The following is a 25,797-nucleotide window of genomic DNA, read 5'->3' on the forward strand; positions in this document are numbered from 1 at the left end:
AGATATCGCCGTGGGCGAAGTTGATCATGCCAATGATGCCGTAGACCATGGTATAACCAATCGCGATCATACCATAAATAGACCCAAGAGTCAGCCCGTTGACGAGCTGCTGGACGAAATACTCCATCAATCTTCCCCTGGACCAGATCCCTAAGGTCTGGTCTCTTTGTTTTTTGAGCTCTTGTGAGCGCTGTGTTTGTTCGATTCCATACCTCTTTCAAACGAAAAGGAAAGCTAAAAAACGCGGCTTCGGCAAAATCTTCCTCGATAAAATCGATTTGACGCTTTTAAAGCCAGAAAAATCGAAACTTCGGCAGCTTTCGCCCGCAAAAGCATCAACTTTAGTCGTAAATGCCGTGAGACCTGCGGAGGTCCGGCCACCGACCGACCAGACCAGTGGCCCGTCTCGGCGCTCAGGTGCGCATCCGTTGACCGCTCGCGTCGAACAAGGGGGTCGGCTGCAGGCGCGCCGGCAGGATCTCGCCCAGGAGCTCGATCGACCAGCCATCGCTGCGGTCGGCGATCTCCTTCGGCACGTAACCCATGGCCACCGAAACGCCGCTCGTATGCGCATAGCCGCCCGACGTCACCCAGCCGCGCACGACGCCGTCGAGATAGATCGGCTCGTCGCCGATGACGTCGGCGTCCCTCGCCTCGAGGACGAAGGTCCTGAGACGCAGCACGCCGCCGTCGGCCTTCTCCTGGATCGCCGCCGCCTTGCCGATGAAATCGGCCTCCTTGCCGGTTGCGACGAAGCGACCAAGTCCGGCCTCGACCGGGCCGTAAAGCGGTCGATACTCGCGCGCCCAGCTACCGAAGGATTTCTCGACCCGCAACGCATTCAGCGCCCTGAGGCCGAACAGTCTGATCCCGGACGACGCCCCCTTCTCCATCAGGAGCTCGAAGAGATAGCGCTGATACTCCGGCTTCATCCAGATCTCGTAGCCGAGATCGCCGGTGTAGCTGACGCGGCCGACGATGACCGGTGCCATGCCGAGGTCCATCCGGCGGATATCCAGGAACGGAAAGGCGGCGTCCGAGACGTCGAGATGGGTGAGGCCGGCAAGCACCTCGCGCGCCTTCGGCCCTGCGATCGACAGGCCGACCAGTTCCAGCTTCAGCGGCTTCAGCGAAACCGAGCCGTCCCCGGGCAGATGCGCCTCGAACCAGCGCATGTGGTAGTCCTCGGCGATGCCGGAGCCGATGAGCAGGAAATCCCCCTCCCCGAGCTTGGCAAGCGTGAAGTCGCCGATCAGCTTGCCGTCGTCCTTCAGCATCGGCGCCAGCGTCATGCGTCCCGCCTGCGGGATGCGGCAGGCAAGCATGCGGTCGAGCCAGGCCTCGGCGCCCTTGCCTGTGATCGCATATTTGGCAAAGCCCGAAGTCTCCATCAGGCCGACGCCCGCACGCACGGCGCGCGCTTCCGCGCCAACCGTCTCGAAATCCGTCGAGCGCCGCCAGGAAAATGCGTCCGTCACTCCTTCGGGCGCGAACCACAGCGGCGTTTCGAGGCCGTAGGACGCGCCGAAAACGGCGCCGGCTGCCTTCAGCCTGTCGTAAATCGGCGTCGTCAGCAGTGGCCGTGCGCCCGGCAACTCCTCGTTCGGATAGCGGATCGAGAAACGGCGCGAATAGTTTTCGCGCACCTTGGCGTTGGTATAGGCGAGTGTGGCAAAGTCGCCGTAGCGGGCGACGTCCATGGCAAAGACGTCGAAACCGGGATCGCCATGGATCATCCAGTTGGCAAGCGCCAGGCCGACGCCGCCGCCCTGGCTGAAGCCGGCCATGACGGCGCAGGCCGACCAGAAGTTCCGCAAGCCCCGCACGGGGCCGACCAGCGGATTGCCATCCGGCGAGAAGGTGAAGGGGCCGTTGATGATCTTCTTGATGCCGGCTCGGTTGAAGGCCGGAAAATGCCGGAAGCCGACTTCGAGTTCCGGCGAAATGCGATCGATATCCTCGGCCAGCAGTTCATGGCCGAAGTCCCAGGGCGTCGTAACCGGCGACCACGGACGGCATGCCTTCTCATAGGTGCCCATCAGCATGCCGTTGCGTTCCTGGCGCAGATAGATCTCGCCGTCGAAATCGACGCAATGCATCAGTTCCTTGCCACGCGTCCGGTTGAACTCGATGACCTCGGGCATGTCTTCGGTGATGAGATACATGTGCTCCATGGCGAGCACCGGCAGCTCGAGGCCGACCATGCGGCCCACTTCACGCGCCCAGAGCCCGGCGGCGTTGACGACATGCTCGGCGATGATCTCGCCCTGATTGGTGATCACGCGCCAGGAGCCGTCCTCGCGCTGCACCAGGTCCTCGACCTTGGTGTGCAGATAGATCTCCGCGCCGTTCTTCTTCGCCGACTTGGCATAGGCATGGGTCGTGCCGTAGGGATCGAGATGGCCCTCGACCGGATCGAAGACCGCGCCGACGAACTGATCAGGGTCGAGCAGCGGCATCAGGTCATGCGCTTCCTTGGGCGTCAGCAGCTCGGCCTCGAGCCCCATATAGCGGCCCTTGGCGAGGATCGACTTCATCCAGTCGAAGCGCTCCTTGGTGGCTGCCAGCATCATGCCAGACGTCATGTGCAGGCCGACATCCTGGCCGGAGAATTCCTGGATCTCCTTATAGAGCTCGACCGTGTATTTCTGCAGCTTGGCGACGTTCGGGTCGCCGTTGATCGTGTGCATGCCGCCGGCCGCGTGCCAGGTGGAGCCGGAGGTCAGCTCCGATCGTTCGAGCAGGACAGCATCGGTCCAGCCGAACTTCGTCAGGTGATAAAGCACCGAACAACCGACGACACCGCCTCCGATAACGACGACCTTGGCATGGCTTTTCATGCGTACACTCCGTCTTTCCATGCTCCTGCCGGAGCCATGGCCAAATTGTCAGGAAAAAATCAGGCACGGCGGCCGCTTGCCTTCCGCCATGGAAGCTCAGGCGGCGAATGATGGCAGCCTAGTCAGAAAGGCGGCGGCGATAAAGACACGGCTGCGAAGGACGCTTGTCCATTTCCGCCGTTTGCTGGTGGATGGGCGACCCGTTTGCGGCATCTCATGCCGCATTTGCTTTCAGCCTATCGCCGGAGACCGGTTCAGTCCGAAAAGGCGGCCGTGAGATCGAACGCCCGTCCCATCCGCATCAGGTCGTCGAAGAGCGATTCCGCGTAGCTTCGCGCCACGATCAGTTCGAACGCATCTTCCTCCGTCCGGGCGAGATTTACCGGTATGTGGCCGCACAGCACGTTGGCACTGCCCCCGAGCGGGAAAACAGCAGGATGCAGATCGAGGCCGATGCCCTTGGCGAGGATGGTGCGCGCATTCGGGCCGGCAAGTCGGAAGACGGCGCGTCCGTCGCTTTGGTCGACGACATAGGCCCGCCCACCGCAAAGCTCTTCAAGGTGCCGCACCAGTCCACTCGGCGCCTCCACCTCCGAAACCACCAGCCATTCCCCGGGACCTGAGAAACGGAGCGACAGCTCGGATACCGAAGCGATCGCCTGCCGCACCGCCTCCTCCTGCCCGGTGCGAGCGAGAACCGTCGCGATCGTGCGCCAATGGCCGACCATCAGGTGATCGGCTGCCGGAGGCGTCGGCGCAGAGCGCAACTTCTGCTCCAATGCGTGGCGGTTGTTGTAGTCGCGAACCATCACCGCCTCCTCAGGCCTTCAGTTTCATGTTTTGCGGATCGACGAAGACCGGATCACAGACCTCGGCGACGATCTCCTGATCGCGCAGCTTGTCAAAGACGATGACCTTCTCGCCATATCGCTCGCGCCCGGATTTCAGGAAGGCAAGCGCGATGGCGTGCCCCAGGACCGGCGAGAAGCCGGCCGAGCTCACCCAGCCCTGGTCGTTCAGCGTCGAGGGCTTCGTTCCCTCCTTCAGGAGATGGGCACCGGCGCGCATGTCCTTGTCGGCGTCGACCGGCTTCAGGCCGACGAGCTGCATGCGGTCGGCCGCCGTCAACCCATAGCGCGTCGACAGGCGCTTGCCGATGAAATCGGCCTTCTGCATCGACAGCATGCGACCGAGGCCGGCATCGTCGGGCGTGACGCGACCATCGAATTCGGCATGGGTCAGCAACCCCTTCTCCAGGCGCAGCACATTGAGCGCTTCGACGCCATAGGCACAGATGTCGTGCGGCCGGCCGGCCTCCATGATCTGGTCCGCAACCGCTTCGCCGTAACCCGCCGGTACTGCCAGCTCGAAGGCGAGTTCCCCGGAAAAGGAGATGCGGAAGAGCCGCGCGGAAACGCCGTTTTTCAGAACGATCTTCCGGGCGGAAAGGAACGGAAATGCGTCGTCGGAAATGTCGCCGTCAACGATCTGCTGCAATACCGCGCGCGCCTTCGGACCGGCGACCGCCATCTGCGCCCATTGGTCCGTAGACGAGGTGAACCGGACCTCAAGCTCCGGCCAGAGCGCCTGGGCACAATATTCCATGTGGGCCATCACCGGCCCGGCCATCGCCGTTGTCGTCGTCACGAAGAAATGCTCCTCGTCGAACCGGCTCACCGTGCCGTCGTCGAAGACGAAGCCGTCTTCGCGCAGCATCAGGCCATAGCGCGCCTTGCCGACGGGCAGTTTCAAGACCGGGTTGCAATAGAGCCGGTTGAGGAACTCCGCGGCGTCCGGACCGAAAACCTCGATCTTGCCGAGCGTCGAGACGTCGCAGAGGCCGACATTGGCGCGTACGTTCAGCACTTCGCGATCGACGCTTTCGCGCCAGGTCTTCTCGCCGGCGCGCGGGAACCAGGCGGAGCGGTACCAGAGCCCTGCCTCGACGAAGGTCGCACCGTTTTTCGTCGCCCAGCCATGCAGCGGCGATTTCCGTGCCGGCACCGCATGTTCGTCGCGCGCCGCGCCCGCAAGTGCGCCGAAGGAGACCGGGGTGTAGAAGGGCCGGAAGGTCGTTGTGCCGACCTCGGCCGGGCTGACGCCGCGCATGCCCGCGAGAATGCCGACGGCATTGATGTTGGAAAGCTTGCCCTGGTCGGTCGCCATGCCGTTGGTCGTGTAGCGCTTGGCATGCTCCACGTGGCCGAAGCCTTCGCGGAGAGCAAGGCCGAGATCCTTCGCATGCACGTCGTTCTGGAAGTCGACGAAGGCCTTCGACTTGGCGCCCGGTACGTACCAGAGCGCCGCAAAGGAAGAGGCTTCCGCGCCATCGACGACGGGTGGCGCGGCTGGCGTGACATTGAAACCGAGTTCCACCGCCATTGCTGCGGCCTTCTCCGCGCCGTCGGATAGGCAGCCGGCGAGCGTATAGACGCCATTGGCAGCGCCAACGGGACGAAAGCCAGCACCGACATCGGGGGCAGCGAACGCCTTCAATTCCTCCGACCAGACCGGCCTTGCACCGCGCTGGCAAGCAAGATGCACGACCGGGCTCCAGCCGCCGGACATGCCGAGCGCGTCGCAGCCGATCAGTTCCTCAAAGCCGGAGCGTTCGACGACGATGCCTTTGAGGCGTTGCCCGCCCTTGGTATCGGCGATCGAGGCCGAACGGATGATCCTGACGCCATCGGGCGCCCGATCGCCGGATTCCGCCCGGGCATCGACGATCGCCGCTATAGCGACGCCTTTGGCAGAAAGCGCGCGCGCCGTGCGATAGCCGGCGCTACTGCTGGTGAAGATCGCGACCGACTTGCCGGCTGCAACACCGTAGCGTTCGGCATAGGTCGTCATGGCACCGGCCATCATCACGCCGGGGCGATCGTTGCCGCCGAAGACCAGCGGCCGTTCTTCTGCGCCGGTCGCAAGCAGAGCGCGCTTGGCAACGACGCGCCAGACGCGCTCGCTCGCAAGCTTCGACGACGGTTCGGCGACGTGTTTCTGGACGCGTTCGACCGCCCCGAAGACATTGTCGTCGTACCAGCCGAAAACGGTGGTGCGCGAAAGCAGCGTGACGTTCGGCAGCGATTGCAACTCTGCAACTGCACGATCGGCGAAGACCGAAGCCGCGCCGCCGTCAATGGTCTCGGTGGCCGAAAGCAGGGAGCCGCCGAACCGGAAATCCTCGTCCGCGACGATGACGCGCAGCCCGGCACGGCCGGCCGTCAGCGCCGCCATCAGGCCGGCAGGACCGGCACCGACGACGAGCAGATCACAGAACGCCCAGGACTTCTCGTAGCTCTCCGGGTCACGCTCCAGCACGGCCCGTCCGAGGCCGGCGGCGCGGCGGATAAAGGGCTCGTAGACGCGCTCCCAGAATTGCTTCGGCCACATGAAGGTCTTGTAGTAGAAGCCGGCGCCGAGGAACGGCGACAGCAGGCCGTTGGCGGCACCAACATCGAAGCCGAGCGAGGGCCAGCGGTTCTGGCTCTTGGCGGTCAGCCCACCATAAAGTTCGGCGACCGTCGCCTTGGTGTTTGCGTCGGTGCGCGCACCGGAACCGATGGTGACGAGTGCGTTCGGCTCGGAAGGCCCGGCACTGACGACGCCGCGCGGCCGATGGTACTTGAAGCTGCGACCGACGAGCAGCTGGTCATTGGCAAGCAGCGCCGAGGCGAGCGTATCGCCGGCAAAGCCGCGCAGCGGTCGGCCGTCGAAGGTGAAGCTCAGCGACTGGCTGCGATCGACGAGGCCGCCGGAGGAAAGACGATAGCCGGTCATCGCTCGGCCCTCCGCAGAAACTCCACGGCATCGACGACGGAATAGACCTCGTGGGTGCCCGTATCGCGCTCGACCACGAGGAAGCGTCGACAGCCGGCGATGTGATGCCAATGCTCGAAGGTGCGGCCGCGCGGATTGGCACGCACATAGACATAATCGTGCCAGGCTTCGTCCGAATCCATCGGTTCCGGGCGGCCGCGCGACGCGTCGCCCCGAATCGCAAACTCTTCCTTCGGTCGGACCCCGCAATGCGGGCAGGTAATCAGGCTTGCCATCGTCTTCCGTGTCCTGAAGCCGTGTTGCGGCTTCCTGTTCATTCCGTGCGGGCCGACAGGTCGGCCACGTGCTGTCAGTGGAGGTTGGGTTGCGGGCCGGCGCCGGCCTCGTCGACGGCATAGCCGCGTGCAAAACGGTCGAGCCTGAGAGCTCTTGCCACCGGATGGGTGTCGTTCCTGGCGATCAGGTGGGCGAAGCAATAGCCGGAAGCCGGTGTCGCCTTGAAGCCGCCATAGCACCAGCCGCAGTTGAGGTAGAGATTGTCGATCGAGGTGCGGTCGATGATCGGCGATCCGTCCATACTCATGTCCATGACGCCGCCCCAGGCGCGCAGCACCCGCACCCGCGACAGGCCTGGGATCATCGCCACCCCTTCCTCCATTACGTGCTCGGCGGTCGCGAGGTTGCCGCGCTGGGCGTAGGAGGAATAGCCGTCGATCTCGGCACCAAAGACGAGGCCGCCCTTGTCCGATTGCGAGATGTAGAAGTGGCCGCCGCCATAGACGATCACGTGGTCGATGCAGGGCTTCAGCCCCTCGGTGACGAAGGCCTGCAGCACATGGCTTTCGAGCGGCAGCTTGAGACCCGCCATCTCGCCGACCCGCGACGAATTTCCGGCCGCCGCCAGCGCCAGCTTGCCGCAGCCGATGAAGCCCTTGGTGGTCTCGACGCCGGTGACGACACCGTTTTCACGGCGGATGCCGGTCACTTCGCAATGTTCGATGATGTCGACGCCGTGCCGGTCGGCGCCACGGGCGTAGCCCCAGGCGACCGCATCATGTCTCGCGGTACCGGCGCGCCGCTGCAACAGGCCGCCAAGGATCGGATAGCGGGCGTGATCGTAATTGAGGAAGGGGATCATCTTCTTCAACTGCTCACGCTCGATGAGTTCGGCGGCCACTCCCTCCATCCACATCGCGTTGCCGCGCCGGACATAGGCGTCGCGCTGGCCGTCGCTGTGGTAAAGCATGATGACGCCGCGCTGCGACAGCATCACATTGTAGTTGAGATCCTGCTCCAGCCCTTCCCAGAGCTTCATCGAGAACTCGTAGAATGGTTCGTTGCCGGGCAGCATGTAGTTGGAGCGCACGATCGTTGTGTTGCGGCCAACATTGCCCGAACCGAGATAGCCTTTCTCCAGAACGGCGACGTTCTTCACGCCGAATTCCTTGGCAAGGTAATAGGCCGTCGAAAGCCCGTGCCCACCGCCGCCGACGATGATCACGTCATAGTGCGGCTTCGGTTGCGGCTGGCGCCATTGCGGCTTCCAATTCAGGTTTCCGGAAAGGGCGTTCCTGACGAGCGAGAAGGCGGAATAACGCATGAAGGCATCCAGTTCAGTTGCATCGGCACATTTGCACAGCCGCGCGGAGGAAGCAAAGACACATGCGCCTCGCAGCTGCAAAAAACCCTTCGCCGGCTCATCTTGCAGCTGGCTGGCCGACGGAACGAATCGATGATTGTCGCGAACGGAATGCGCCTACCGCCAAAGCATGACTACCTTCCTATTCTCGATATGTTATGAGGCTGGTGACGGACGGAAAGTAAGGGCGAATGCTGGAGATACTGCAACAATCGGCGATATCAGCGGGTCGGGCCATTCTCGACATCTATAACGCTGGCCCGGAGGTCACCTACAAGCCGGACTGTTCGCCGGTCACCGACGCCGACGCCTGCGCCGAGCGCATCATCCTCGCGGATCTCGCCCGCGCCTTTCCGGAGATTCCGGTTGTCGCCGAGGAAGCGGTCGCCGCCGGTTTCGTGCCTGATATATCCGGCAGATCCTTCTTCCTGGTCGACCCCCTCGATGGCACGAAGGAATTCATCGGCCGGCATGACGACTTTACCGTCAACATCGCGTTGATCGAGAACGGCGCGCCCGTGGCCGGCGTCGTCTACGCGCCGGCACTCGGCATCCTCTATGCCGCCCACCACGGCAAGGCAGTAAAGTCGGTCATCGACGAGACTTTCCACCTCGACAATGAGACTGTCATTGGCTGCCGCAGTTGCGGCGATCGCATGGTGGGACTTGCCAGCCGTTCGCATAACAGCGCCGAAACGACCGCCTACCTCGCCGAGCACGGCATCGTCGACTACAGGGCGGTCGGTTCGTCGCTCAAGTTCTGCCTTCTCGCCGAGGGGCTTGCCGACGTCTATCCACGCTTCAGCCGCACGATGGAATGGGACACGGCCGCGGGCGACGCCATCCTTCGGGCGGCCGGCGGTGAAACCCTGACGATGGACGGCGCGCCGCTCACCTACGGCAAGCGCAACCAGAAGGACGATAGCGACTTCGCCAACCCCTGGTTCGTCTCGCGCGGCAAGCCCTGATTGCTCCTTTATTTACGGCGGAGCCGCTATCTACGCGTCGAAGTTCTGCGGCCACTCCATACTTTCACTTTCGGGTAACCCCGGTCCTCTCCGCGTCCGGTTGGAACAGTGACGTGGTCGGGACCTGTTCCCGCACGCGCGCTGAGCCGACAGGCCGTCTCCCTGGCCTACCCTGGCGTTTAAAAGGCATGTGACGGCCGCCTATGTGGCCGGAACAACCGCCCCACCGCGGCGTTCAACACAGGCGACCGGCCACCGCCGCATTCGCTCGACGTTTTCAAAGACAGAACTGGAGCAGGAGAATGAAACAGACAGCCGCCGTGCTGAAGCCCAAGGTCAGGGACGAGGAATTCGACATCGGTCTGACCAAGGCCTATCGCCAACACATGGCCGTAGCGCTTTCCGACATCCTGGCCGAAACTTACAAGCTGGTGATCAAAAGCCACATCTACCATTGGAATGTGGTTGGCCCCCTGTTCAAGCCGCTGCACGAACTGACCGAAGAACATTACAATGCGTTGTTCAAGGCAACCGACATCATCGCCGAACGCATCCGTGCCCTTGGCCATCTCGCCCCGGCGAAACTTGCCGAAGCAAAGACTTTCGCGCCCAGTGCGGCCTCGGTCAGTCATACGACCGCGGCCGAAATGGTGGCGGACCTGATCGCCGATCACGAGGCGGCGGCGCGCCGCATGCGCGAGGCCGGCACCAAGGCCGACGAGAACGGCGACCTCGTCACCACCGACATGCTGACTGAGCGCCTCGACTTCCACGAAAAAGCGCTATGGATGCTGCGGGCTATCGTTGCAGCCTGATCCTTTCGGCACCTGGCATCGATGCGGCGGCGGCGCCGCATCGGAAAGAAATATTCGCGGCGTCCTTTGGCAGGGGGGCACCGTGCGCGCCGTCGACGACGATGGTTTCGCCACCATCGACTGCGAGCTCATCGGTCGTGAATGCGATACGAACGCAAGTTCCTCCTTTGTGAAGGCGCGGAAATGGTCGAGCTTGCGCTACTGCATGTCTCCTTAAATCGACATCGATTCAAGGACGAAGACACGCAGCAAATCAAAGTCCTACTGCGGCCTTTGCGCGTCTGACAAGACGCACGGCGCTGTGGGGACTGCCTTGAAAACACATGGTTTTCAGGAGCAGTTCCCGGAAACCCCAATGGACAGGCCGTCTTCGGCGCCCTATGTCTTGCACGCGATCCCGCCACAGGAGTTTCCGTCATGTCGCATCCTGCCTTCGCCCCCGACAATCTTGCCGTCATCACCGGCGCCGCCTCCGGCATCGGCCTGGCCGCCGCTCGCCACTTCGCCTCGCTCGGCTTGCGCGTCGTGCTCGCCGACCTTGCCGGCGAGAAGCTGGACAAGGCTGCGGCCGAAGTCGCCGCCGCCGCACCCGGTCGAGCGCAGCACATCGTGGCAGTACCAACCGACGTGTCGCGGCTCGAAGACCTGGAAGCGCTCGAACGCGGCGTGCATCAGCGGTTCGGCGAGGTGCATGTGCTGATGAACAATGCCGGCATCCAGCCCGGCAGCACGATCCTCGGTCCATTGGCCGCCTGGGAAGCGACGCTCGGCGTCAACCTTTGGGGCGTCATCAACGGTTCTCGCGTTTTCGCGGCACGCATGATCGCGCACGGCAAACCGGCCGTCATCATCAACACCGGCTCGAAGCAAGGCATCACCACGCCGCCGGGCGACCCGGCCTACAACGTCTCGAAGGCAGGCGTGAAGGTCTTCACCGAAGCGCTCGAGCATGAGTTGCGCAACACTGCCGGAAGCCAGGTCCACGCGCATCTCCTCATCCCCGGCTTCGTCTATACCGGGCTGACGGCCCAGGGCCGCAGCGAAAAGCCGGCCGGCGCCTGGACGCCGGAGCAGACCGTCGACTTCATGATGGAAAGCCTGGCGCGCGGCGACTTCTACATTCTCTGCCCCGACAACGACGTCCCCCGCCCCACCGACGAGCGCCGTATTCTGTGGGCCGCCGGCGATATCGTCGAGAACCGGCCGCCGCTGTCGCGCTGGCATCCGGACCACGCGGATGCCTTCAAGGCATTCCTGGAAAAGGGCCGCGACTGATCTTCGCGCGTAAACGCAGCGTTCTCCGCAGCGCTTCTGGCGCCAGCGCTCCGTCTCGTGTTTTGTGAGCACATACCAACGAGGGACCGACAATGACGAGCGGCATCCACCACATCACCCTGATCGCCCGGAAGGTTCAGGCAAACGTCGATTTCTATGTCGGCTTCCTGGGCTTGCGGCTCGTCAAGCGGACGGGCGGCTACGAAGATGCCAACCAGTTGCACCTCTTCTACGGCGACGCCGAGGGCTCACCCGGATCGCTCGTCACTTTCCTGATGTGGGAGGATGGCGGCCGCGGGCGGGTCGGTCACAGCCAGCCAAGCGAAATCGCCTTCGCGATCCGGCCGGAGAGCATCGGCTTCTGGCTGACCCGGGCGCTGCAATTCAACATCGCCACCTCGGGGCCGTCGCAGGAGTTCGGCGAACCGGTGCTGCGGCTCAAGGATCCGGACGGCGTCATCGTCAAGCTCGTCGGCACCGAGGTGGTTTCCGCCACGGCGCCCTGGAGCACGCGCGACATCCCGGAGGAAGATGCGATCCGACGCCTGCGCGGCGCCACGATCCTCACCGAGAAGCCGGAAGAGTCCGTTCGCTTCCTGAAAACGCATTTCGGTTACAGCGAAACGGCCTCCAGCGACACGATCCGTCGCCTCACCGCCGCCTCCGGCGACGTCATCGACGTGCGCGACGCGACCGGCTTCTGGACGTCCGCGCCCGGAACCGGAACGATCGATCACATCGCCTTCCGCGCTTCCGATCGGGCAGCGGTGGAACGGGTGCGCGACGATCTGCAACGCGATGGCGCCGGCGCCATCAATGCGCATGACCGCAAATACTTCTATTCGCTCTATGTGCGCGAGCCGGGCGGCTCGCTCTACGAACTGGCAAGCGACGTGCCCGGCTTCACGGTCGACGAGCCCAAGGAAACGCTCGGCACCGAGCTTTTCGTCCCCGCGCATTTCAGCGCCGCGAGGGAAGAGATGCTGCTCGCCATGCCGCAATTCGCGCTCCCGGGAGAACCGCGGCTGACGGAGCGCGACCTGCCCTTCGTGCACCGCTTCTATCATCCTGACGTGCTGGATGACCGCACCTTCATGCTGCTTCACGGCAGCGGCGCCAACGAGACACAACTTCTCCACCTCGCCCACCAGGTCGACAGGCAAGCGACGCTCATCGGCATCCGCGGCCGGGCGAACGAAGAAGGCATGCCGCGCTGGTTCCGGCGCTATTCGCCGACGACCTTCGACCAGAAGGACGTGCGCGCGGAGGCCGACGCCTTCGCCGCCTTCGTCGAAGGGGCTGCGGACGGCTACCGGATCGACCTCGATAAGACCGTCTTCATCGGCTATTCCAACGGCGCCAACCTGCTGGTGGCACTGATGCTGTTACATCCGGGCCTCATCCGCAACGTCGTGCTGATGCGCTCGATGCTTGTCATCGACGACGTGCCGCCGCCGGATTTGACCGGCACGAAGGTGCTGTTGCTCACGGGCCAGCACGACAGCTATGGAGAATTCGCGCCCCGGCTGAAGGCGGAGCTGTCACGCACAGGTGCCGACCTGACGGCGGCCGAACTCGACATGGGGCATGAAATCGGCGCTCCGGATATTGCGACCATTCAACAATGGCTGAAGGGCAAGGGGCTCTGAGGGGTCTCCTTCAGCCCGCGGCCGCTCCTCTCTCCGTCATCCGCGGGTCAAGTGTTCAGTCCGTGGAAACAGGTGTTCGGGGAGATAGCTGACACATCAGAGGCTGGATTTGGTCTTGAGGCGATCGGTCCATGCCCTGACGAAAGGTGTCGCGATGAAGAGCGTCGAGAGTTCGTTCGTGTGGCGATGATGGAGGAGGCGAACCGGCCGGAGCTTTGCCGTCGTGGGACTTCCTTGTCCGCTAGGGTCCCCGACCTGCCCTTCGCCTCAAACCTTCCTCTGAGCCGCCGCATAATCCGCGAAAGCCTTGACGAAGGCGGTGAGCCGATCGCGCGCGCCCTCGTCTGTCAGCATCCCGTTCGCGTCGAAAAGCGTCTCCGCCCTGGGCAACATCAGCCGCTTGCCCGACCAGAGCTCGGCACCGAGGGTACGCATGACAGGCAGCCAGGCGTTTTGGCTGAGGATGGTGCCGAAATTGCCGGGCGATGCGCCGGCGAGCGCAAACGGCCGGTCGCGAAACACCTTGGCGATATCGGCAGAGGGCCGGCTCAGCCAGTCGATCGCGTTCTTGAATACGCCGGGGATGGAGTTGTTGTATTCCGGCGTGAACAGGATGACGCCGTCGGCGGCCATCACCTTCTGCTTGAGCGCCGTCACGGCGTCGGGAATGCCGCTTTCCTTCTCGATATCACCGTCATAGAGCGGAATCCCGTGCAGGGTCGCGGCGTCGAAGTCGACGCCATCCGGCACGTTCTCCGCAGCCGCCCGCATCAGGCCGGTGTTGAACGACGCCTTGCGCAGGCTCCCGGATATGCCGAGGATTTTCGTCATGAGATTTGATCCTTCCTACTCTGCAGGGACCTTGCGGGCGCGCCTCGATACGTAAGGGCGGAAGCAGGCTGAAATCCGCACATGCTTTTCCTCCTCGCGCTCAGACGCATAACGCAACAGCCGCCATGATGGGTCCGCTCGAGGGCGATATCCAACAGGGTCAGAGGGATAGACACAAATAAGCCGGGGAAGAATCCCCGGCTTGTCGCTTGAGCCCAATTGTTAGACCAGCGGCTTCAACCGCGCTTCGATCTGGGCCCGCTTCGGCTCCAGGAACGGCGGCAGCGACAGGCTTTCACCCAGCGTTTCCATCGGTTCATCAACCGCGAAACCGGGCCCGTCTGTCGCGATCTCGAAGAGAACGCCATTCGGCTCGCGGAAATAGAGCGAACGGAAGTAGTAGCGTTCGACTTCGCCACTCGACGGCAGGCGGAAACCGTTGAGCCGCTCCGTCCATTCCGTCAGTGCCGCGTTGTCGGGCGCCCGGAAGGCGACGTGGTGCACGGCACCGGCGCCCTGCCGGGCAATCGGCAGGCCCGGCTGGACCGCAACGTGCAGTTCGGCCGCGGGACCGCCCTCGCCCATCGTGAAGACATGGACCTGTCCTTGACCATCCGGTGACGGATAGGTGCGGGCCTCGCTCATGTTCATCACATGGGTCAGGACCAGCTGGGTGTTGGTGATGTCGGGCACGCTGATGGTGATCGGCCCGAGCCCCTTGATCTGGTGCTCGGCCGGAACCGGGCTCCTTTCCCAAGGATGCGAGGGCTCAAGCCCACCGTCGTCGACCAACCGGAAGCGCTGGCCTTCGCCGTCTTCGAAGTCGAGCGAAACGCGTCCATCGATTTCCGCGATCTCACCCGCCGTGACCTTGAGGTCGTCGAAGCGACGCTTCCACCAGCGCACGCTCGCGGCGCTGCCGACCCTCAGGCCCGTACGCGAGATGCTGTGCGTACCGCGCCCCTCCGGCCCAACCGGCCAGTCGAAGAAGGTCAGGTCCGTTCCGGGCGTTGCGCGCCCGTCGGCATAGAAGAGATGGTAGGCGGTGGTGTCATCCTGGTTGACGGTCTTCTTGACCAGCCGCAGCCCGAGCGTCTCGGTGTAGAAACGCAGGTTCTCCGGGGCGTTGGCGGTGATCGCCGTCAGGTGATGGATCCCGGTCAGTTGCAAGCTCATGATTGCCTCCAATGCGTGGCATTACTGTTGAGCACAATATGGGATGTCGTATCGTTTCCGACAGTGGATCAATAGAGAACGGAACGTTCCCGCCAAGTGAACAATCGCCACGCGACTTTGTTTCTGAACCTGCAGCAATCTCGATGCGCCGCGGCCAAGGCCGACGGCCGACAGGCGCAAATTCAGCGCCGGTTCAGATCACCGAGATAGGTGTTTTCGAGGCGGGAGATCGCATAGGCTTGGGGGTCGATATCTACGATCAGCAAGGTCTCGTGACCGGCATCGGCCTTGGCGAGAAGCTGGCCGTCGGGAGCGGCGATGCGCGACAGTCCGGCGAAGGAGAACAGCGGATCCGAACCATGATGGTTGATATAGGCGACAAAAACCTGGTTCTCGAAGGCCCGCGTCTGGATCATGTGCTCGGCGATAAAGGAACCGGACCAGCCGGCCGGTAGCGCCGTCGGCACCAGCACGGCCTCGGCACCGGCCAGCGCCAACCGCCGGACGTTCTCCGGAAACTCGACGTCGTAGCAGATCAGCATGCCGCAGGTGACGCCGCGATGCAGGAACAGCCTGGTCTCGGGTGCGGGCGCCTTGAAGATCGAGCGCTCGTAATCGCCATAGAGGTGAGACTTGCGATAGACGACCGGCGCCGCATCGCCATCGACATAGACGGCGCTGTTATAGACATCGCCGCCGTCCCGCTCGGCGAAACCCGCAATCAGCGCGATGCCGGTCTCAGACGAGATCGCCTTGAGACGCGCCACGATCGCACCATCCGGCGCTTCGGCGACCGTCGCCAGTGCATCACCGGCGCCGTAGCCGGTGATGCCGAGTTCGGGCGTCAGCAACAGCGTTGCCCCTTGGGTCGCGGCTTCAGCCGCGGCGCGCGCGATGCGATCGAGATTGGCGGCGACGTCTCCCGGCGCCGATTGCATCTGAAGGGCGGCGAGCTTCATCATTTTCCGTCCGTTGACATGGCGCCAAGCAGCTTCGGCAGGTCGCCGAAGCGGGCGACGAGGCCGAAGATCACTGCCGCTGTCGTGACGAAGAGAACCGTCACGGACGCCATGGTCGGCGTGTAGCCGTAGCGAAGCGCATTGAAGATCTTGATCGGCAGCGTTTCCACGGTGAAGCCGACCGTCATGTAGGCAACGATATATTCGTTGAGCGACAGCACGAAGGCAAAGGCATAACCGGAAACGATGTAAGGCAGGATCAGCGGCAGCACGACGGTGCGGAAGATGGTGCGCTCGTCGGCGCCCATGGTCGAGGCGGCCTCAACGAGGGAACGGTCGATCGAGGTGAAGCCAAGCGAGAGCGTCACCAGCGGCAGCGTCACGAAAAAGATCGCGTGGCTGACCACCGCCGTCCAGGGCTGGCCATAGAAGCCGATCGTCGCCCAGAAGGTGAGCATGCCGAGCGCGGTGATGACCGGCGGCAGCGTGAAGGGTGCGACGCCGAGAAGCTGGAAGATGTTCGCCCAGGGCGCGATACGCCGCCACAGGAACCAGGAGAGCGGCAGCGCGATCGCAACGGCAAGCGCTGCCGAGAGCACGGCCAGCGTCACCGACGCAAAGAGGGCGTTGCGCCATTCCGGATTGAGGAAGATCTCGCCATACCAGGAGAGCGAAAAGCCTTGCGGCGGAAAGGCGAGCGTCTGCTTCTGGTTGACCGAGACGCCGGCGACGACGATCAGCGGCAATGACAGGAACAGGCCGATCAGGAAGAAATAGGCCTTGCGGAAGATCGAGGTCATGCCGCTTCTCCCTTGCGTCCGGCAATCACGGTGAGCGCCACGAGGCCCAAGGTCACGAGCACGAGGAACACGGCCATGGCCGCGGCGAACGGCATGTTCGACTGGTAGATCGCCTGGTCGGTGATCAGCACCGACAGCGTCCAGTGCTGCGGTCGACCGAGAAGCTGCGGCAACAGATAGGAGCCGAGCGCGAAGATGAAGACCATGATCAAGGTGGCGGTGATGGTGTTGCGAAGCGCCGGCACGACCACGGTGAAAAACGCCTTCAGCGGCGAGGCGCCGAGCGTGCGGGCCGCCTCCGTCAAGGTCGGATCGAGACGGACAAGCGCCGGGAAGAGCACCAGCACCGTATAGGGGAAGGCCTGATAGACCATGCCGGTCAAAACGGCCCCAAAACTCGGCGTCAGGGCCTTGGCTTCCGCCATGATGCCGAGTGCGACGAGGATGTTGGTGATGCCGGCGGTGCGCGAAAACAGCGTCGACCAGGCAAAACCGATGATGACTTCCGAGAGCGACAAGATCGAGAGCAGCGCCACCAGCCAGACCACCTGCACCTTCCGTGCCATGCGCGTCAGCATATAGGTGAAGGGCAAGGCAAGCACGACGCAGCAGATCGCAACCGTGATCGCGAGCATCAGCGAGAAGCCGAGCACCCCGCCGAAGAAGGCCGAGAGGAAGCGGGCGTAGTTGTCGAAGACGAAGGCCGGCGTATAGAAGCCGCCCTGCTGGCGCTGGAAGAAGCTGACGGCGATCATCGTGCCGAAGGGCACGACGAAGAAGATGATGAGCATCGCCGCCGGAAAGAGGAGCGGCGCGTGATCGCCGAGGGTCTGGGGCGGTTCGCGTCTCATTTCTTCAGCACCACGCAGACGTCAGGGGTGAGCGCGATGCCGACTTCCTGGCCGACGGTGACTTCCGGCCGCTCGCGCGGCGTGGAGACGGCGACGATCTGGCGGCCGGCAATGTCGACGAAGGTCTCGATCGTGCCGCCGAGATCGCGCACGAAAGTGACCTTGCCGGTGAGCGCACCGGCGCCGGGCGCGGTCAGATGCACGTCTTCCGGGCGAACCGAAAGCGTGCCCTTGCTGGCCCCTGCCGGCAGGACGAGGCCGGGCACCACTTGGCCGAGCACTTCGGCGCGGCCAGCGCTGTCGGCCTGGACGTCGAGCAGGTTCGTCTGGCCGATGAAGTCAGCGACGAAACTGTCGGCCGGTCGGCGATAGATCTCGATCGGCGACGCGGCCTGGCGGATCTCGCCGCCGTTCATGACGACGACGGTGTCGGCCATGGTCATTGCTTCGCGCTGGTCGTGGGTGACGACGATGGTGGTGATGCCGAGCTTCTGCTGAAGCTGGCGCAGCTCCACCTGCATCGCCTCGCGCAGCTTCGCATCGAGCGCCGAAAGCGGCTCGTCGAGCAGGAAGAGTTTCGGCGAGATCGAAAGCGCCCGCGCAATCGCCACGCGCTGACGCTGGCCGCCGGAGAGCTTGGCGACGGGACGGTCGGCGTAGCCGGAGAGATGGATCATCGACAGAAGCTCGTCGACGCGCTTTTTCTGTTCTTCCTTGGCTTTCCCGCGGATGCGCAAGGGATAGGCGATGTTCTCGCCGACGGTCAGATGCGGAAACAGCGCCAGCGACTGGAAGACCATGCCGAGATTGCGCTTGTGCGTCGGGACACGGGTGATGTCCTCGCCGTCGAGCCGGATCGCGCCGTCTGTCGGCAGGTCGAGGCCGGCGATCATCCGGAGCAGCGTGGTCTTGCCGCAGCCGGAAGGTCCGAGCATGCAGACGAAGGTGCCGTGCGGCACGGTCAGGTCGACATTGTTGACGGCCCTGAAGGCTCCGAATTCCTTGACGACGTTTTGAAGGGCAAGTCCGGACATTGTTTCTCCGCGAGGATGGTCCCCTCCTCCTCATGGGAGGGGTTGAGGCGGGAAGCGGCCGGCAGCCCCTCCCCGTCGTTGGGTTCAGTCCTTCCCTGAAGATCAGGGAAGGGTGTCGGTCAAGCTCAGCCGACGATCAGTTCGGTCCACTTCTGGTTCAGCCAATCCGACTTCGTCTGGTAGAGATCGTAGCGCGGAATGATCGGCTCGATGTCGGACGAAACGGCTGCGAATTCCTTGTCGGTCAGATCCGTAACCTCGCGCTTGACGGTCGGCGACGTGCCGACCTTACGCGACAGCGTCGCCTGGATCGAGGGCTGGCACATGTAGTCGATGAAGATATGGGCCTCTTCCGACTTCTGCGAGGCGCGCGACAGCGCCCAGCAACCGGAATCCTGGATGCCGCCTTCCTTCGGGAAGGTCGAACGAACAGGATGGCCGTCGGCGGCGGCAAGGCCGGTCACATCGTGATAATACTGGCCCATCGGGATTTCGCCCGACTTCAGCGACTGCTCGAACTGCGCCTCGTCGCGGTACCACAGGCGTACGTTCGGCTTGACTTCGGCAAGCTTCTCGAACGCCTTCAACAGACCCTCTTCCGTGTCGAGCGCGTTGGTGCCGCCCATGAAGGTCTTGGCCGTCACTTCGAGCAGGAACGAGTTGGAAACGAGGGCCAGCAGGCCGAGCTTGTCAGCGTTTGCCGGATCCCAGAAGGCGGACCAGGAGGTCGGTGCTTCCTTGTAGACGTCGGTGTTCGTCACGAGCGTGATGTACCAGGAAACCGCTCCGATGCCGGCGATGCGGCCATCGGGGTACTTGTTGACGAAACGATCGAGCAGGTTCGATGCGTTCTTGATCTTCGCCGTGTCGATCGGCGTCCAGAGGTCCGTCGCCTGGCCCTTGAGCATCGCCACCTGCGACATCATCGAGACGTCGGCAGGTGCCTGACCGGCGCGAGCGGCCTGTTCGAGCTGGACGAGCCAGGCTTCGCCGGTCGGTTCGGCGATCGATTCGATTGCAATGCCGGTCGCCTTGGTGAATTCCGGGAAGATGTTCTTGTCGAAGGAATCCTTGAAGTAGCCGCCATAGACGCCGACCTTCAGCGACTTGTCCTGCGCTCTGAGAATCGACGGCATCGCCAGCATGGAGGCGCCGGCAAGACCGGCGCCGAGCAGCGTCCGCCGCTTGATGGAAGTGGTGATCATCATCAGTCTCCTTTGTTTCGGCGGTTATCCGCCTTGTTCCCTGTTCTGTTTGATTTCTCGCATATTTTCAGTCTCAGTGCGCGGGTGTTTTGCGCTCCAGCATCCGTGCATATTGCGTCAGCGGATAACACAGCACGAAGAAGATGACCGCGACCAGCCCATAGACCGTGAAAGGTTCGAAGGTCGCATTATTGATCGCATTGGCGGTTCTGAGAAGCTCCTCGAAGCCGATGATCGAGGTGAGCGCCGTGCTCTTGATCAGTTGCACGAGGAACCCGACCGCCGCCGGCCGGGTGATGGCGAAGGCCTGTGGCAGGATGACGAGGCGCAGTTCCTGAAACCGGTGCAGACCGAGGCTCGCGCCCGCATCCCATTGGCCGCGCGGCAGTGCCTCCACGCCGCCCCGCCAGATCTCGGCGAGGTAGGCACTTGCATAGAAGGTGAGCCCGAGTGCCGCCGCCGTCCAGGGTTCGATGCGGAAGCCGAGCATCGGCAGGCCGAAGAACATCAGGAAGAGCTGCATCAAAAGCGGCGTGCCCTGGAAGAGCGCGATATAGCCGGAACCGAAACGGCGCAGCCACGGGCGTTCGGCGATGCGGGCCGCCAGGATGGCGAGTCCCACCGCCGCTCCGCCGGCGAAGGCGACGATCGACAAAAGCACCGTCCAGCGTGTGGCGAAGATCAGGTTGCGCAGGATGTCCCAGAAGGTGAATTCGATCATGACACGCCGGCTCCGAGTACTCGCCGACCACCGGCAACGAAGAGCCGTCGCATCGCCATCGACAGGCCAAGATAGATCAGCGTGACGACGAAATAGGTCTCGAAGGACCGGAAGGTGCGCGCCTGCAGAAGATCCGCCTCATGCGCAAGCTCTCGCACCGCGATCTGCGAGACGACGGCCGATTCCAGCATCATGATGATGACCTGGCTGGTGAGCGCCGGGAAGATCACCTTCAGCGCCTGCGGCAGGATAATCTTGACGAAGACCTGGCGGGGTTTGAGCCCGAGCGCGAAAGCCGCCTCGCTCTGCCCCTTCGGCACCGCGTCGAGCCCGGCGCCGACGATCTCCGTCGTGTAGGCGGCCATGTTGAGCGTCATCGCAAGGATCGCCGCAAGGATCGGATCGAGCCGGATGCCGAGGCTCGGCAGGCCGAAAAAGATGAAGAACAATTGCACCAGGAACGGCGTGTTCCTGACGACCTCGACATAAACGGCCACTGCCTTGCGCAGCATACCGTAGCGGCTGCGGCGGGCGGCGGCAAAGAGAATGCTGATCAGGATGCCGAGCACCGTCGTGCAGGCAATCAGGAACACGGTCATGGCCGCGCCATGGGCGATCGCACCCGCGGCGTCCTTGAGCCAACCGAAGCTGAGGCCGTAACCCATCGTCGCAACCTTCCTCAAGAGAGAAGCGGAGAGCGTCGCTCCCCGCCTCCGTCAAGCTCTGTTAGTCCTTGAGGTTCTCGGGGTTGAGCGGCGTCTTCAGCCAGGCCTCGGAGCTCGCGTTCAACTTGCCGTCGGCGAGCATCTTCGCGACCGTGTCGTTGACCGCCTTCTTCAGGCCCTCTTCATTCTTGTTGAGGCCGATATGCGACGGCGAGGTCAAGAGCTGGAACTTCTGCTCCGGCTTCAGCGCCTCCTGGCGGGCCAGCACCTGGGCGCCGACGTCGTTGCCGACGACCATCAGCTGCGTCTGGCCGGAGATAAAGGCCTGGATCACCGCATTGTAGTTGTCGAAACGCTGGATGTCGGCATTGGTGGGCGCCGCCTCGGTGAGCGAGGTATCCTCCAGCGTGCCGCGGTTGACGGCAATGGTCTTCTCCGCGAGGTCTTCCTTGCCGGCGACCTTCAGTTCCGCCGGGCCGATGACGGCGATGTAGTACGGCGCATAGGCAGCCGCGAAGTCGATCACCTCGGCGCGCTCCTTGGAGAAACCGACGCTCATCAGGATGTCGACGCGCTTGTCGTTGAGATAGGGAATGCGGTTCTGGCCGGTGACGCTGACCAGATTCAGTTTGACACCGAGATCGTCGGCAATCCGCTGGGCGACGTCGACATCGTAGCCCTTGATGCTCATGTCGGCGCTGGCCGAGGAGAAGGGCGGGAAGTCGGAGAAGATGCCGACATTGATCTGGCCGGCGGACTTGATGTCGGCGAGCGCATCGGCCTTGGCGATGCCGGCGGCGGCCCCCAGCATCAGGGCGGCGGCCAGTACTGTCTTCAGTTTTGTTTGGATCGTCATGGTTATTCCCCTACCCGGAAGCTTTGTGATTGTGACGTCTGGTGGTCGGCCGCCGTTTCCGGTCCGGCAGCCGACGAAGATTTGCCAGGCCTCAGGCGGACTTGCCCGTGATCGCCGGGCTGAAGACCATGAGGCTGAGGATTTCGAAGAGCACCTGGGCGCCGGCATGGGCCGTGTTGGTGGTCGAGTCATACTGCGGCGCCACTTCGACGACGTCGCCGCCGACGAGGTTGATGCCCTTGAGGCCACGGATCAGCTCCAACACTTCGCGGGTCGTAAGGCCGCCCACTTCCGGCGTGCCGGTGCCCGGCGCGAAGGACGGATCGAGGCTGTCGATATCGAAGGAGAGATAGGTCGGGCCATCGCCGACGATCTTCTTCGCCTTTTCGATGATCGCGGGAATGCCGAGGCCGGTCACTTCTTCGGCGTGGATGACGGTCATGCCGGACTCGTAGGAGAACTCCCAGAGATATTCGGCCGAGCCGCGGATGCCGATCTGGACCACGCGGGTCGGGTCGAGCACGCCGTCCAGCACGGCATTGCGGAACGGGCCGCCGTGGTGGAACTTGGTCAGGTCGTAGGCGCCGCCGGTGTCGCAGTGCGCATCGATGTGGATCATGCCGACCGGACGCTTCTTGCCGACCGCCTTCAGGATCGGATGCGTGATCGAATGGTCACCGCCGACCGAGAGCGGCAGCACGCCGGCATCGACGATCTGGTTGATGCGCTTCTCGATATCGTCATGGCTGAGTTCCAGCCGGTAGCGGCTCTGGAACGGTACGTCGCCGATATCGGCAACACGGAGTTCCTGCACCGGGGTGCAGCCGAGCACGTGGTTGTAAGGGCCGATACGCTCGATTGCACGCAGCGCCCGCGGTCCGAAACGCGAGCCCGGGCGGTTGGTGACGCCGAGATCCATGGGGATGCCGACGATCGCGACCTGCAGATTGCCGAAATCCGGGTTTTCCGCATCGACAGGCATGTGCGGCGCGGTCAGGAAGGTCGGGATGCCGGAATAGGGCGCAAGGCGCGTGCCGCTCTTGTTGAAGATCTTGTCGGCAACCTTGCGGAAGGTCGGGTCGAACAGTTCGCCGCCATGGCTTTCGCCGTATTTCGCCTTCAGTTCGGCAAGCTTGTTGTCGTCCCAGGCCATTGGTGCAGTCCTCCGTCATCCATAGCCCGGGCATGCGCTGAAAAGCGCCACAGATATCTCACTGCGGATGAAGCCGGTTCGTCCGGCGCGATCATGTTCCCCAGGCTTTTTCGCCTTTGTTGACGAATATTAGGCGGCAATTCCTCTGGAAAATCAATTGACATTGTTATAGCGTTTCGTGTGAGAAAAATTCACATAACGAAACCTCGCCGGAACCCGCCGCTTTGTCCAGCCGCCTGCCACCGCTCAACCCCTTGCGCGCCTTCGAAGCGACGGCGCGGCGGGGTTCCGTGTCGGCGGCCGCACGCGAACTGAACGTCACCCACGGCGCGATCAGCCACCAGATCCGCGCGCTGGAACTCTCGGTGAAGGCAGCCCTTTTCGAGCGCGGCGGCAAGCGGCTGAAGCTCACGCCACAGGGCGCATTGCTGCTGCCGGCCGTGACCCATGCCTTCGCCGAGATCGCCGCGGCGACCGCAGCAATGACGCGGCCGACGACGAGCGGCGAACTCCGGATAACCTGCGTCCCCGCACTCCTTTCCTTCTGGCTGATCCCGCGGCTGCACCTCTTCACCGAGCAGTATCCGGACGTGCGCCTGACGCTGATCGCCTCCAACGACGAAGCCTATCTGCATTCGCCCGATGTCGACGTCTGCGTGATCTATGGCGACGGCAATTGGTCGGGCGCGTGGGCCAAGCTCTGGAGCCGGCTGGAACTTTTCCCGGTCGTCAGCCCGACGCTCCTCAACATGCGGCCACTGCGTTCGGTGCGGGACCTGCGCGATCACGTGATGCTGCATGGCGACGACGGTCGCGAGTGGAACACCTGGCTCGCTGCGGCTGACGCCAGCGACCTGCAACGCGGCCAGCAGCATTTCATGAGCGACGCGCGGCTTTCGACCGAGGCGGCGCTGCACAACCAAGGCGTGGCGCTCGGCGATACGATCACCGCCGGCAGCCTGATCGCCCGCGGCGAACTGATCGCCCCCTTCGACCTGACGGTGCCTGCCAACGACGCCTTTTTCGTCGCCTGCCGCAACGAGGTGCTGGCAGCCCCGATCGTGCGCATCTTCATCGACTGGATGTTCGCGGCGCTCGAAAACGACCCGATGCCCGAACTCCAGACCTCGGCGCGCACGATTATTCGCAGCCGTACCTCGAAATCCGAGCCGACAGATCGTAAATCGAGGACCGACGGCTTTCAGCCGGTCTCGGCGCCGAGCCGTGCCCGCCGCCCCGATCGCCCACAGAAACGTAAAGCCAAGGCCTAAAGCGGGATGAGGAAAAGTGTATACGGTTTTCCGCATCCCGCTTGAATCTATCTAACGCAGGAACACCCGCCATGCCGCATTTCAACCCGCTCGTCGAAAAGCTCTCGCCACCGCCCGTACCCTCGGTGCTGGCCTGGGCGAAATCCTACGACGGCTCCCGTGGCCCATTGATCGACCTGTCGCAGGCGGTGCCCGGCTATCCTGCCCATCCGGACATGCTGGCCTGGCTCGGCGAGGCCGCCGCCTCCACCGCCTATACCGGCTACGGCGCGATCGAGGGCGAAGCGGTATTGCGTGACGCCTATGCCGCCCATGTCGCCGGGCTTTACGGCGCAGCGGTCACGGCCGATAACATCCACATCACCTCGGGCTGCAACCAGGCGTTCATCTGCGCGGCGATGGCGATCGCCGGCGCGGGCGATACGGTCCTGATGACCAACCCCTATTACTTCAACCAGGAAACGACGCTGGCGATGCTCGGCATCAACGTCGAACTCGTGCCCTGCGACGCCGGCGCCGGTTTCCTGCCCGAAGTCGACGCGATTGCCGCAGCGCTTCGCCCCGGCATCCGAGCGCTCGCACTCGTTTCGCCCAACAACCCGACCGGCGCCGTCTATCCACCGGAACTGCTTAACCGTATCCACGCGGCCTGCCGCGCCAAGGGCGTCTGGCTGATCCTCGACGAGACCTATCGTGACTTCCTGCCTGATGCCTCTGCCGCGCCGCATGACCTGCTTGCGGGCGAAGGCTGGCAGGAGAGCTTCATCGGCCTCTACAGCTTCTCCAAGTCCTTCTGCATCCCGGGCCATCGCCTGGGCGCGATTACCGCCGGTCCGGCCGTCATCGAACAGGTGGCGAAGATCATGGACAATCTGCAGATCTGCGCGCCGCGCTCCGCCCAGGCCGCCGTTGCCAAGGCCCTTCCCGCGCTTGCCGACTGGCGCCAGGGCAACCGCGCCGAGATCGCCGCGCGCGCCGACGCGCTGAGGGACGTGATGAGCCGCCTGCCGAAGTGGAAGCTGCAGGCGGTCGGCGCCTATTTCGCCTATGTCCGCCACCCCTTCCCGGACATCGATTCCCAGTTCATCGCGGAGAAGCTCGCCAAGCTCGCCGGCGTCGTCTGCCTGCCGGGCGACTATTTCGGCGAAGGCCAGGAAAACTACCTGCGCTTTGCTTTCGCCAATGCGGATGCCGAGACGATCCGCAAGCTCGAAGAGCGGCTGGCGAACTTCACGCCGCCGGGCCTTTAGGACTTTAAAGTAACGCAATTCCGGACGGAAAACCGTTTCACATCTTTCCTGGAATTGCTCTG

Annotated in this window: 23 protein-coding genes; 6 read left to right on the forward strand and 17 right to left on the reverse strand. The window is 63.5% G+C overall.

The annotated features are described in order from the left end of the window. The 6 genes from ACQ5BM_RS33210 to ACQ5BM_RS33235 all read right to left on the reverse strand — a co-directional run. On the reverse strand, nucleotides 1–127 hold a 127-nt coding region (locus tag ACQ5BM_RS33210; RefSeq protein ID WP_429819031.1), incomplete at its 3' end, for an ABC transporter permease subunit. Between the two features lie 286 nt (nucleotides 128–413). Next, the gene (locus ACQ5BM_RS33215) at nucleotides 414–2,840 is read right to left on the reverse strand and encodes a GcvT family protein (RefSeq protein WP_429820343.1); all 2,427 of its coding nucleotides are present in this window, start codon (nucleotides 2,838–2,840) and stop codon (nucleotides 414–416) included. Between the two features lie 254 nt (nucleotides 2,841–3,094). After that, on the reverse strand, nucleotides 3,095–3,649 hold the full coding sequence (locus ACQ5BM_RS33220) for a sarcosine oxidase subunit gamma (RefSeq protein ID WP_429820345.1): 555 nt from the start codon (nucleotides 3,647–3,649) through the stop codon (nucleotides 3,095–3,097). 10 nt (nucleotides 3,650–3,659) lie between these two features. Then, a complete protein-coding gene (locus ACQ5BM_RS33225) occupies nucleotides 3,660–6,617 on the reverse strand; it encodes a sarcosine oxidase subunit alpha family protein (RefSeq protein WP_429820347.1) in 2,958 nt (985 codons plus the stop codon). Further along, the gene (locus ACQ5BM_RS33230; protein ID WP_429820350.1) at nucleotides 6,614–6,892 is read right to left on the reverse strand and encodes a sarcosine oxidase subunit delta; all 279 of its coding nucleotides are present in this window, start codon (nucleotides 6,890–6,892) and stop codon (nucleotides 6,614–6,616) included. The genes ACQ5BM_RS33225 and ACQ5BM_RS33230 overlap by 4 nt, the downstream gene beginning before the upstream one ends. Nucleotides 6,893–6,966: 74 nt before the next feature. Continuing rightward, on the reverse strand, nucleotides 6,967–8,217 hold the full coding sequence (locus tag ACQ5BM_RS33235; RefSeq protein WP_429820352.1) for a sarcosine oxidase subunit beta family protein: 1,251 nt from the start codon (nucleotides 8,215–8,217) through the stop codon (nucleotides 6,967–6,969). Nucleotides 8,218–8,447: 230 nt separating this feature from the next. Between ACQ5BM_RS33235 and cysQ the strand changes: the two genes are divergently transcribed. The 4 genes from cysQ (at nucleotide 8,448) to ACQ5BM_RS33255 (ending at nucleotide 12,963) form a co-directional block, all read left to right on the forward strand. After that, a complete protein-coding gene (cysQ, locus tag ACQ5BM_RS33240; protein WP_429820354.1) occupies nucleotides 8,448–9,224 on the forward strand; it encodes a 3'(2'),5'-bisphosphate nucleotidase CysQ in 777 nt (258 codons plus the stop codon). A 302-nt stretch (nucleotides 9,225–9,526) separates the two neighbouring features. After that, nucleotides 9,527–10,039, forward strand: coding sequence for a Dps family protein (locus ACQ5BM_RS33245; protein ID WP_429820355.1), 513 nt, complete (start codon nucleotides 9,527–9,529; stop codon nucleotides 10,037–10,039). Nucleotides 10,040–10,456: 417 nt separating this feature from the next. Beyond that, nucleotides 10,457–11,314, forward strand: a complete 858-nt coding sequence (locus tag ACQ5BM_RS33250) for an SDR family NAD(P)-dependent oxidoreductase (RefSeq protein WP_429820357.1) — start codon at nucleotides 10,457–10,459, stop codon at nucleotides 11,312–11,314. A gap of 92 nt (nucleotides 11,315–11,406) precedes the next feature. Further along, nucleotides 11,407–12,963: a VOC family protein gene (locus ACQ5BM_RS33255; protein ID WP_429820359.1), complete on the forward strand. Its 1,557-nt coding sequence runs from the start codon at nucleotides 11,407–11,409 to the stop codon at nucleotides 12,961–12,963. A gap of 267 nt (nucleotides 12,964–13,230) precedes the next feature. Here the strand turns inward: ACQ5BM_RS33255 and ACQ5BM_RS33260 are convergent, their stop codons facing one another. The 11 genes from ACQ5BM_RS33260 to speB all read right to left on the reverse strand — a co-directional run bounded on the left by ACQ5BM_RS33260 (nucleotide 13,231) and on the right by speB (nucleotide 23,214). Then, on the reverse strand, nucleotides 13,231–13,794 hold the full coding sequence (locus ACQ5BM_RS33260; protein ID WP_429820361.1) for an NADPH-dependent FMN reductase: 564 nt from the start codon (nucleotides 13,792–13,794) through the stop codon (nucleotides 13,231–13,233). A gap of 222 nt (nucleotides 13,795–14,016) precedes the next feature. Next, nucleotides 14,017–14,970 (reverse strand): ring-cleaving dioxygenase, encoded by a 954-nt coding sequence (locus tag ACQ5BM_RS33265; protein ID WP_429820363.1) that lies wholly within the window; start codon nucleotides 14,968–14,970, stop codon nucleotides 14,017–14,019. Nucleotides 14,971–15,152: 182 nt separating this feature from the next. Then, nucleotides 15,153–15,932: a carbon-nitrogen hydrolase family protein gene (locus tag ACQ5BM_RS33270; protein ID WP_429820364.1), complete on the reverse strand. Its 780-nt coding sequence runs from the start codon at nucleotides 15,930–15,932 to the stop codon at nucleotides 15,153–15,155. Beyond that, entirely contained in the window at nucleotides 15,929–16,729 is an 801-nt protein-coding gene (locus tag ACQ5BM_RS33275; RefSeq protein ID WP_429820366.1) for an ABC transporter permease, read from the reverse strand. The genes ACQ5BM_RS33270 and ACQ5BM_RS33275 overlap by 4 nt, the downstream gene beginning before the upstream one ends. After that, nucleotides 16,726–17,580: an ABC transporter permease gene (locus tag ACQ5BM_RS33280; RefSeq protein WP_429820368.1), complete on the reverse strand. Its 855-nt coding sequence runs from the start codon at nucleotides 17,578–17,580 to the stop codon at nucleotides 16,726–16,728. The genes ACQ5BM_RS33275 and ACQ5BM_RS33280 overlap by 4 nt, the downstream gene beginning before the upstream one ends. Further along, a complete protein-coding gene (locus ACQ5BM_RS33285; RefSeq protein ID WP_429820370.1) occupies nucleotides 17,577–18,614 on the reverse strand; it encodes an ABC transporter ATP-binding protein in 1,038 nt (345 codons plus the stop codon). Before ACQ5BM_RS33285 ends, ACQ5BM_RS33280 begins: the two co-directional genes overlap by 4 nt. Nucleotides 18,615–18,739: 125 nt before the next feature. After that, nucleotides 18,740–19,819, reverse strand: a complete 1,080-nt coding sequence (locus ACQ5BM_RS33290; protein WP_429820372.1) for an ABC transporter substrate-binding protein — start codon at nucleotides 19,817–19,819, stop codon at nucleotides 18,740–18,742. A 73-nt stretch (nucleotides 19,820–19,892) separates the two neighbouring features. Beyond that, nucleotides 19,893–20,540, reverse strand: coding sequence for an amino acid ABC transporter permease (locus ACQ5BM_RS33295; protein ID WP_429820374.1), 648 nt, complete (start codon nucleotides 20,538–20,540; stop codon nucleotides 19,893–19,895). After that, on the reverse strand, nucleotides 20,537–21,205 hold the full coding sequence (locus ACQ5BM_RS33300; protein ID WP_429820376.1) for an amino acid ABC transporter permease: 669 nt from the start codon (nucleotides 21,203–21,205) through the stop codon (nucleotides 20,537–20,539). The genes ACQ5BM_RS33295 and ACQ5BM_RS33300 overlap by 4 nt, the downstream gene beginning before the upstream one ends. Nucleotides 21,206–21,266: 61 nt before the next feature. Then, the gene (locus tag ACQ5BM_RS33305) at nucleotides 21,267–22,061 is read right to left on the reverse strand and encodes a transporter substrate-binding domain-containing protein (protein WP_429820378.1); all 795 of its coding nucleotides are present in this window, start codon (nucleotides 22,059–22,061) and stop codon (nucleotides 21,267–21,269) included. A gap of 91 nt (nucleotides 22,062–22,152) precedes the next feature. Beyond that, on the reverse strand, nucleotides 22,153–23,214 hold the full coding sequence (gene speB / locus ACQ5BM_RS33310; RefSeq protein ID WP_429820380.1) for an agmatinase: 1,062 nt from the start codon (nucleotides 23,212–23,214) through the stop codon (nucleotides 22,153–22,155). Nucleotides 23,215–23,438: 224 nt separating this feature from the next. On the opposite strand from speB, the gene ACQ5BM_RS33315 reads away from it, so the two are divergent. Together ACQ5BM_RS33315 and ACQ5BM_RS33320 are read left to right on the forward strand one after the other, a co-directional pair. Beyond that, nucleotides 23,439–24,485, forward strand: coding sequence for a LysR substrate-binding domain-containing protein (locus ACQ5BM_RS33315; RefSeq protein ID WP_429820382.1), 1,047 nt, complete (start codon nucleotides 23,439–23,441; stop codon nucleotides 24,483–24,485). A 71-nt stretch (nucleotides 24,486–24,556) separates the two neighbouring features. Continuing rightward, a complete protein-coding gene (locus ACQ5BM_RS33320; RefSeq protein ID WP_429820384.1) occupies nucleotides 24,557–25,735 on the forward strand; it encodes an aminotransferase in 1,179 nt (392 codons plus the stop codon). Nucleotides 25,736–25,797 lie beyond the last annotated feature (62 nt).

The sequence above is a fragment of the Ensifer sp. B1-9 genome (assembly GCF_050474445.1).
In the GTDB taxonomy this organism is placed as follows: Bacteria; Pseudomonadota; Alphaproteobacteria; order Rhizobiales; family Rhizobiaceae; genus Ensifer.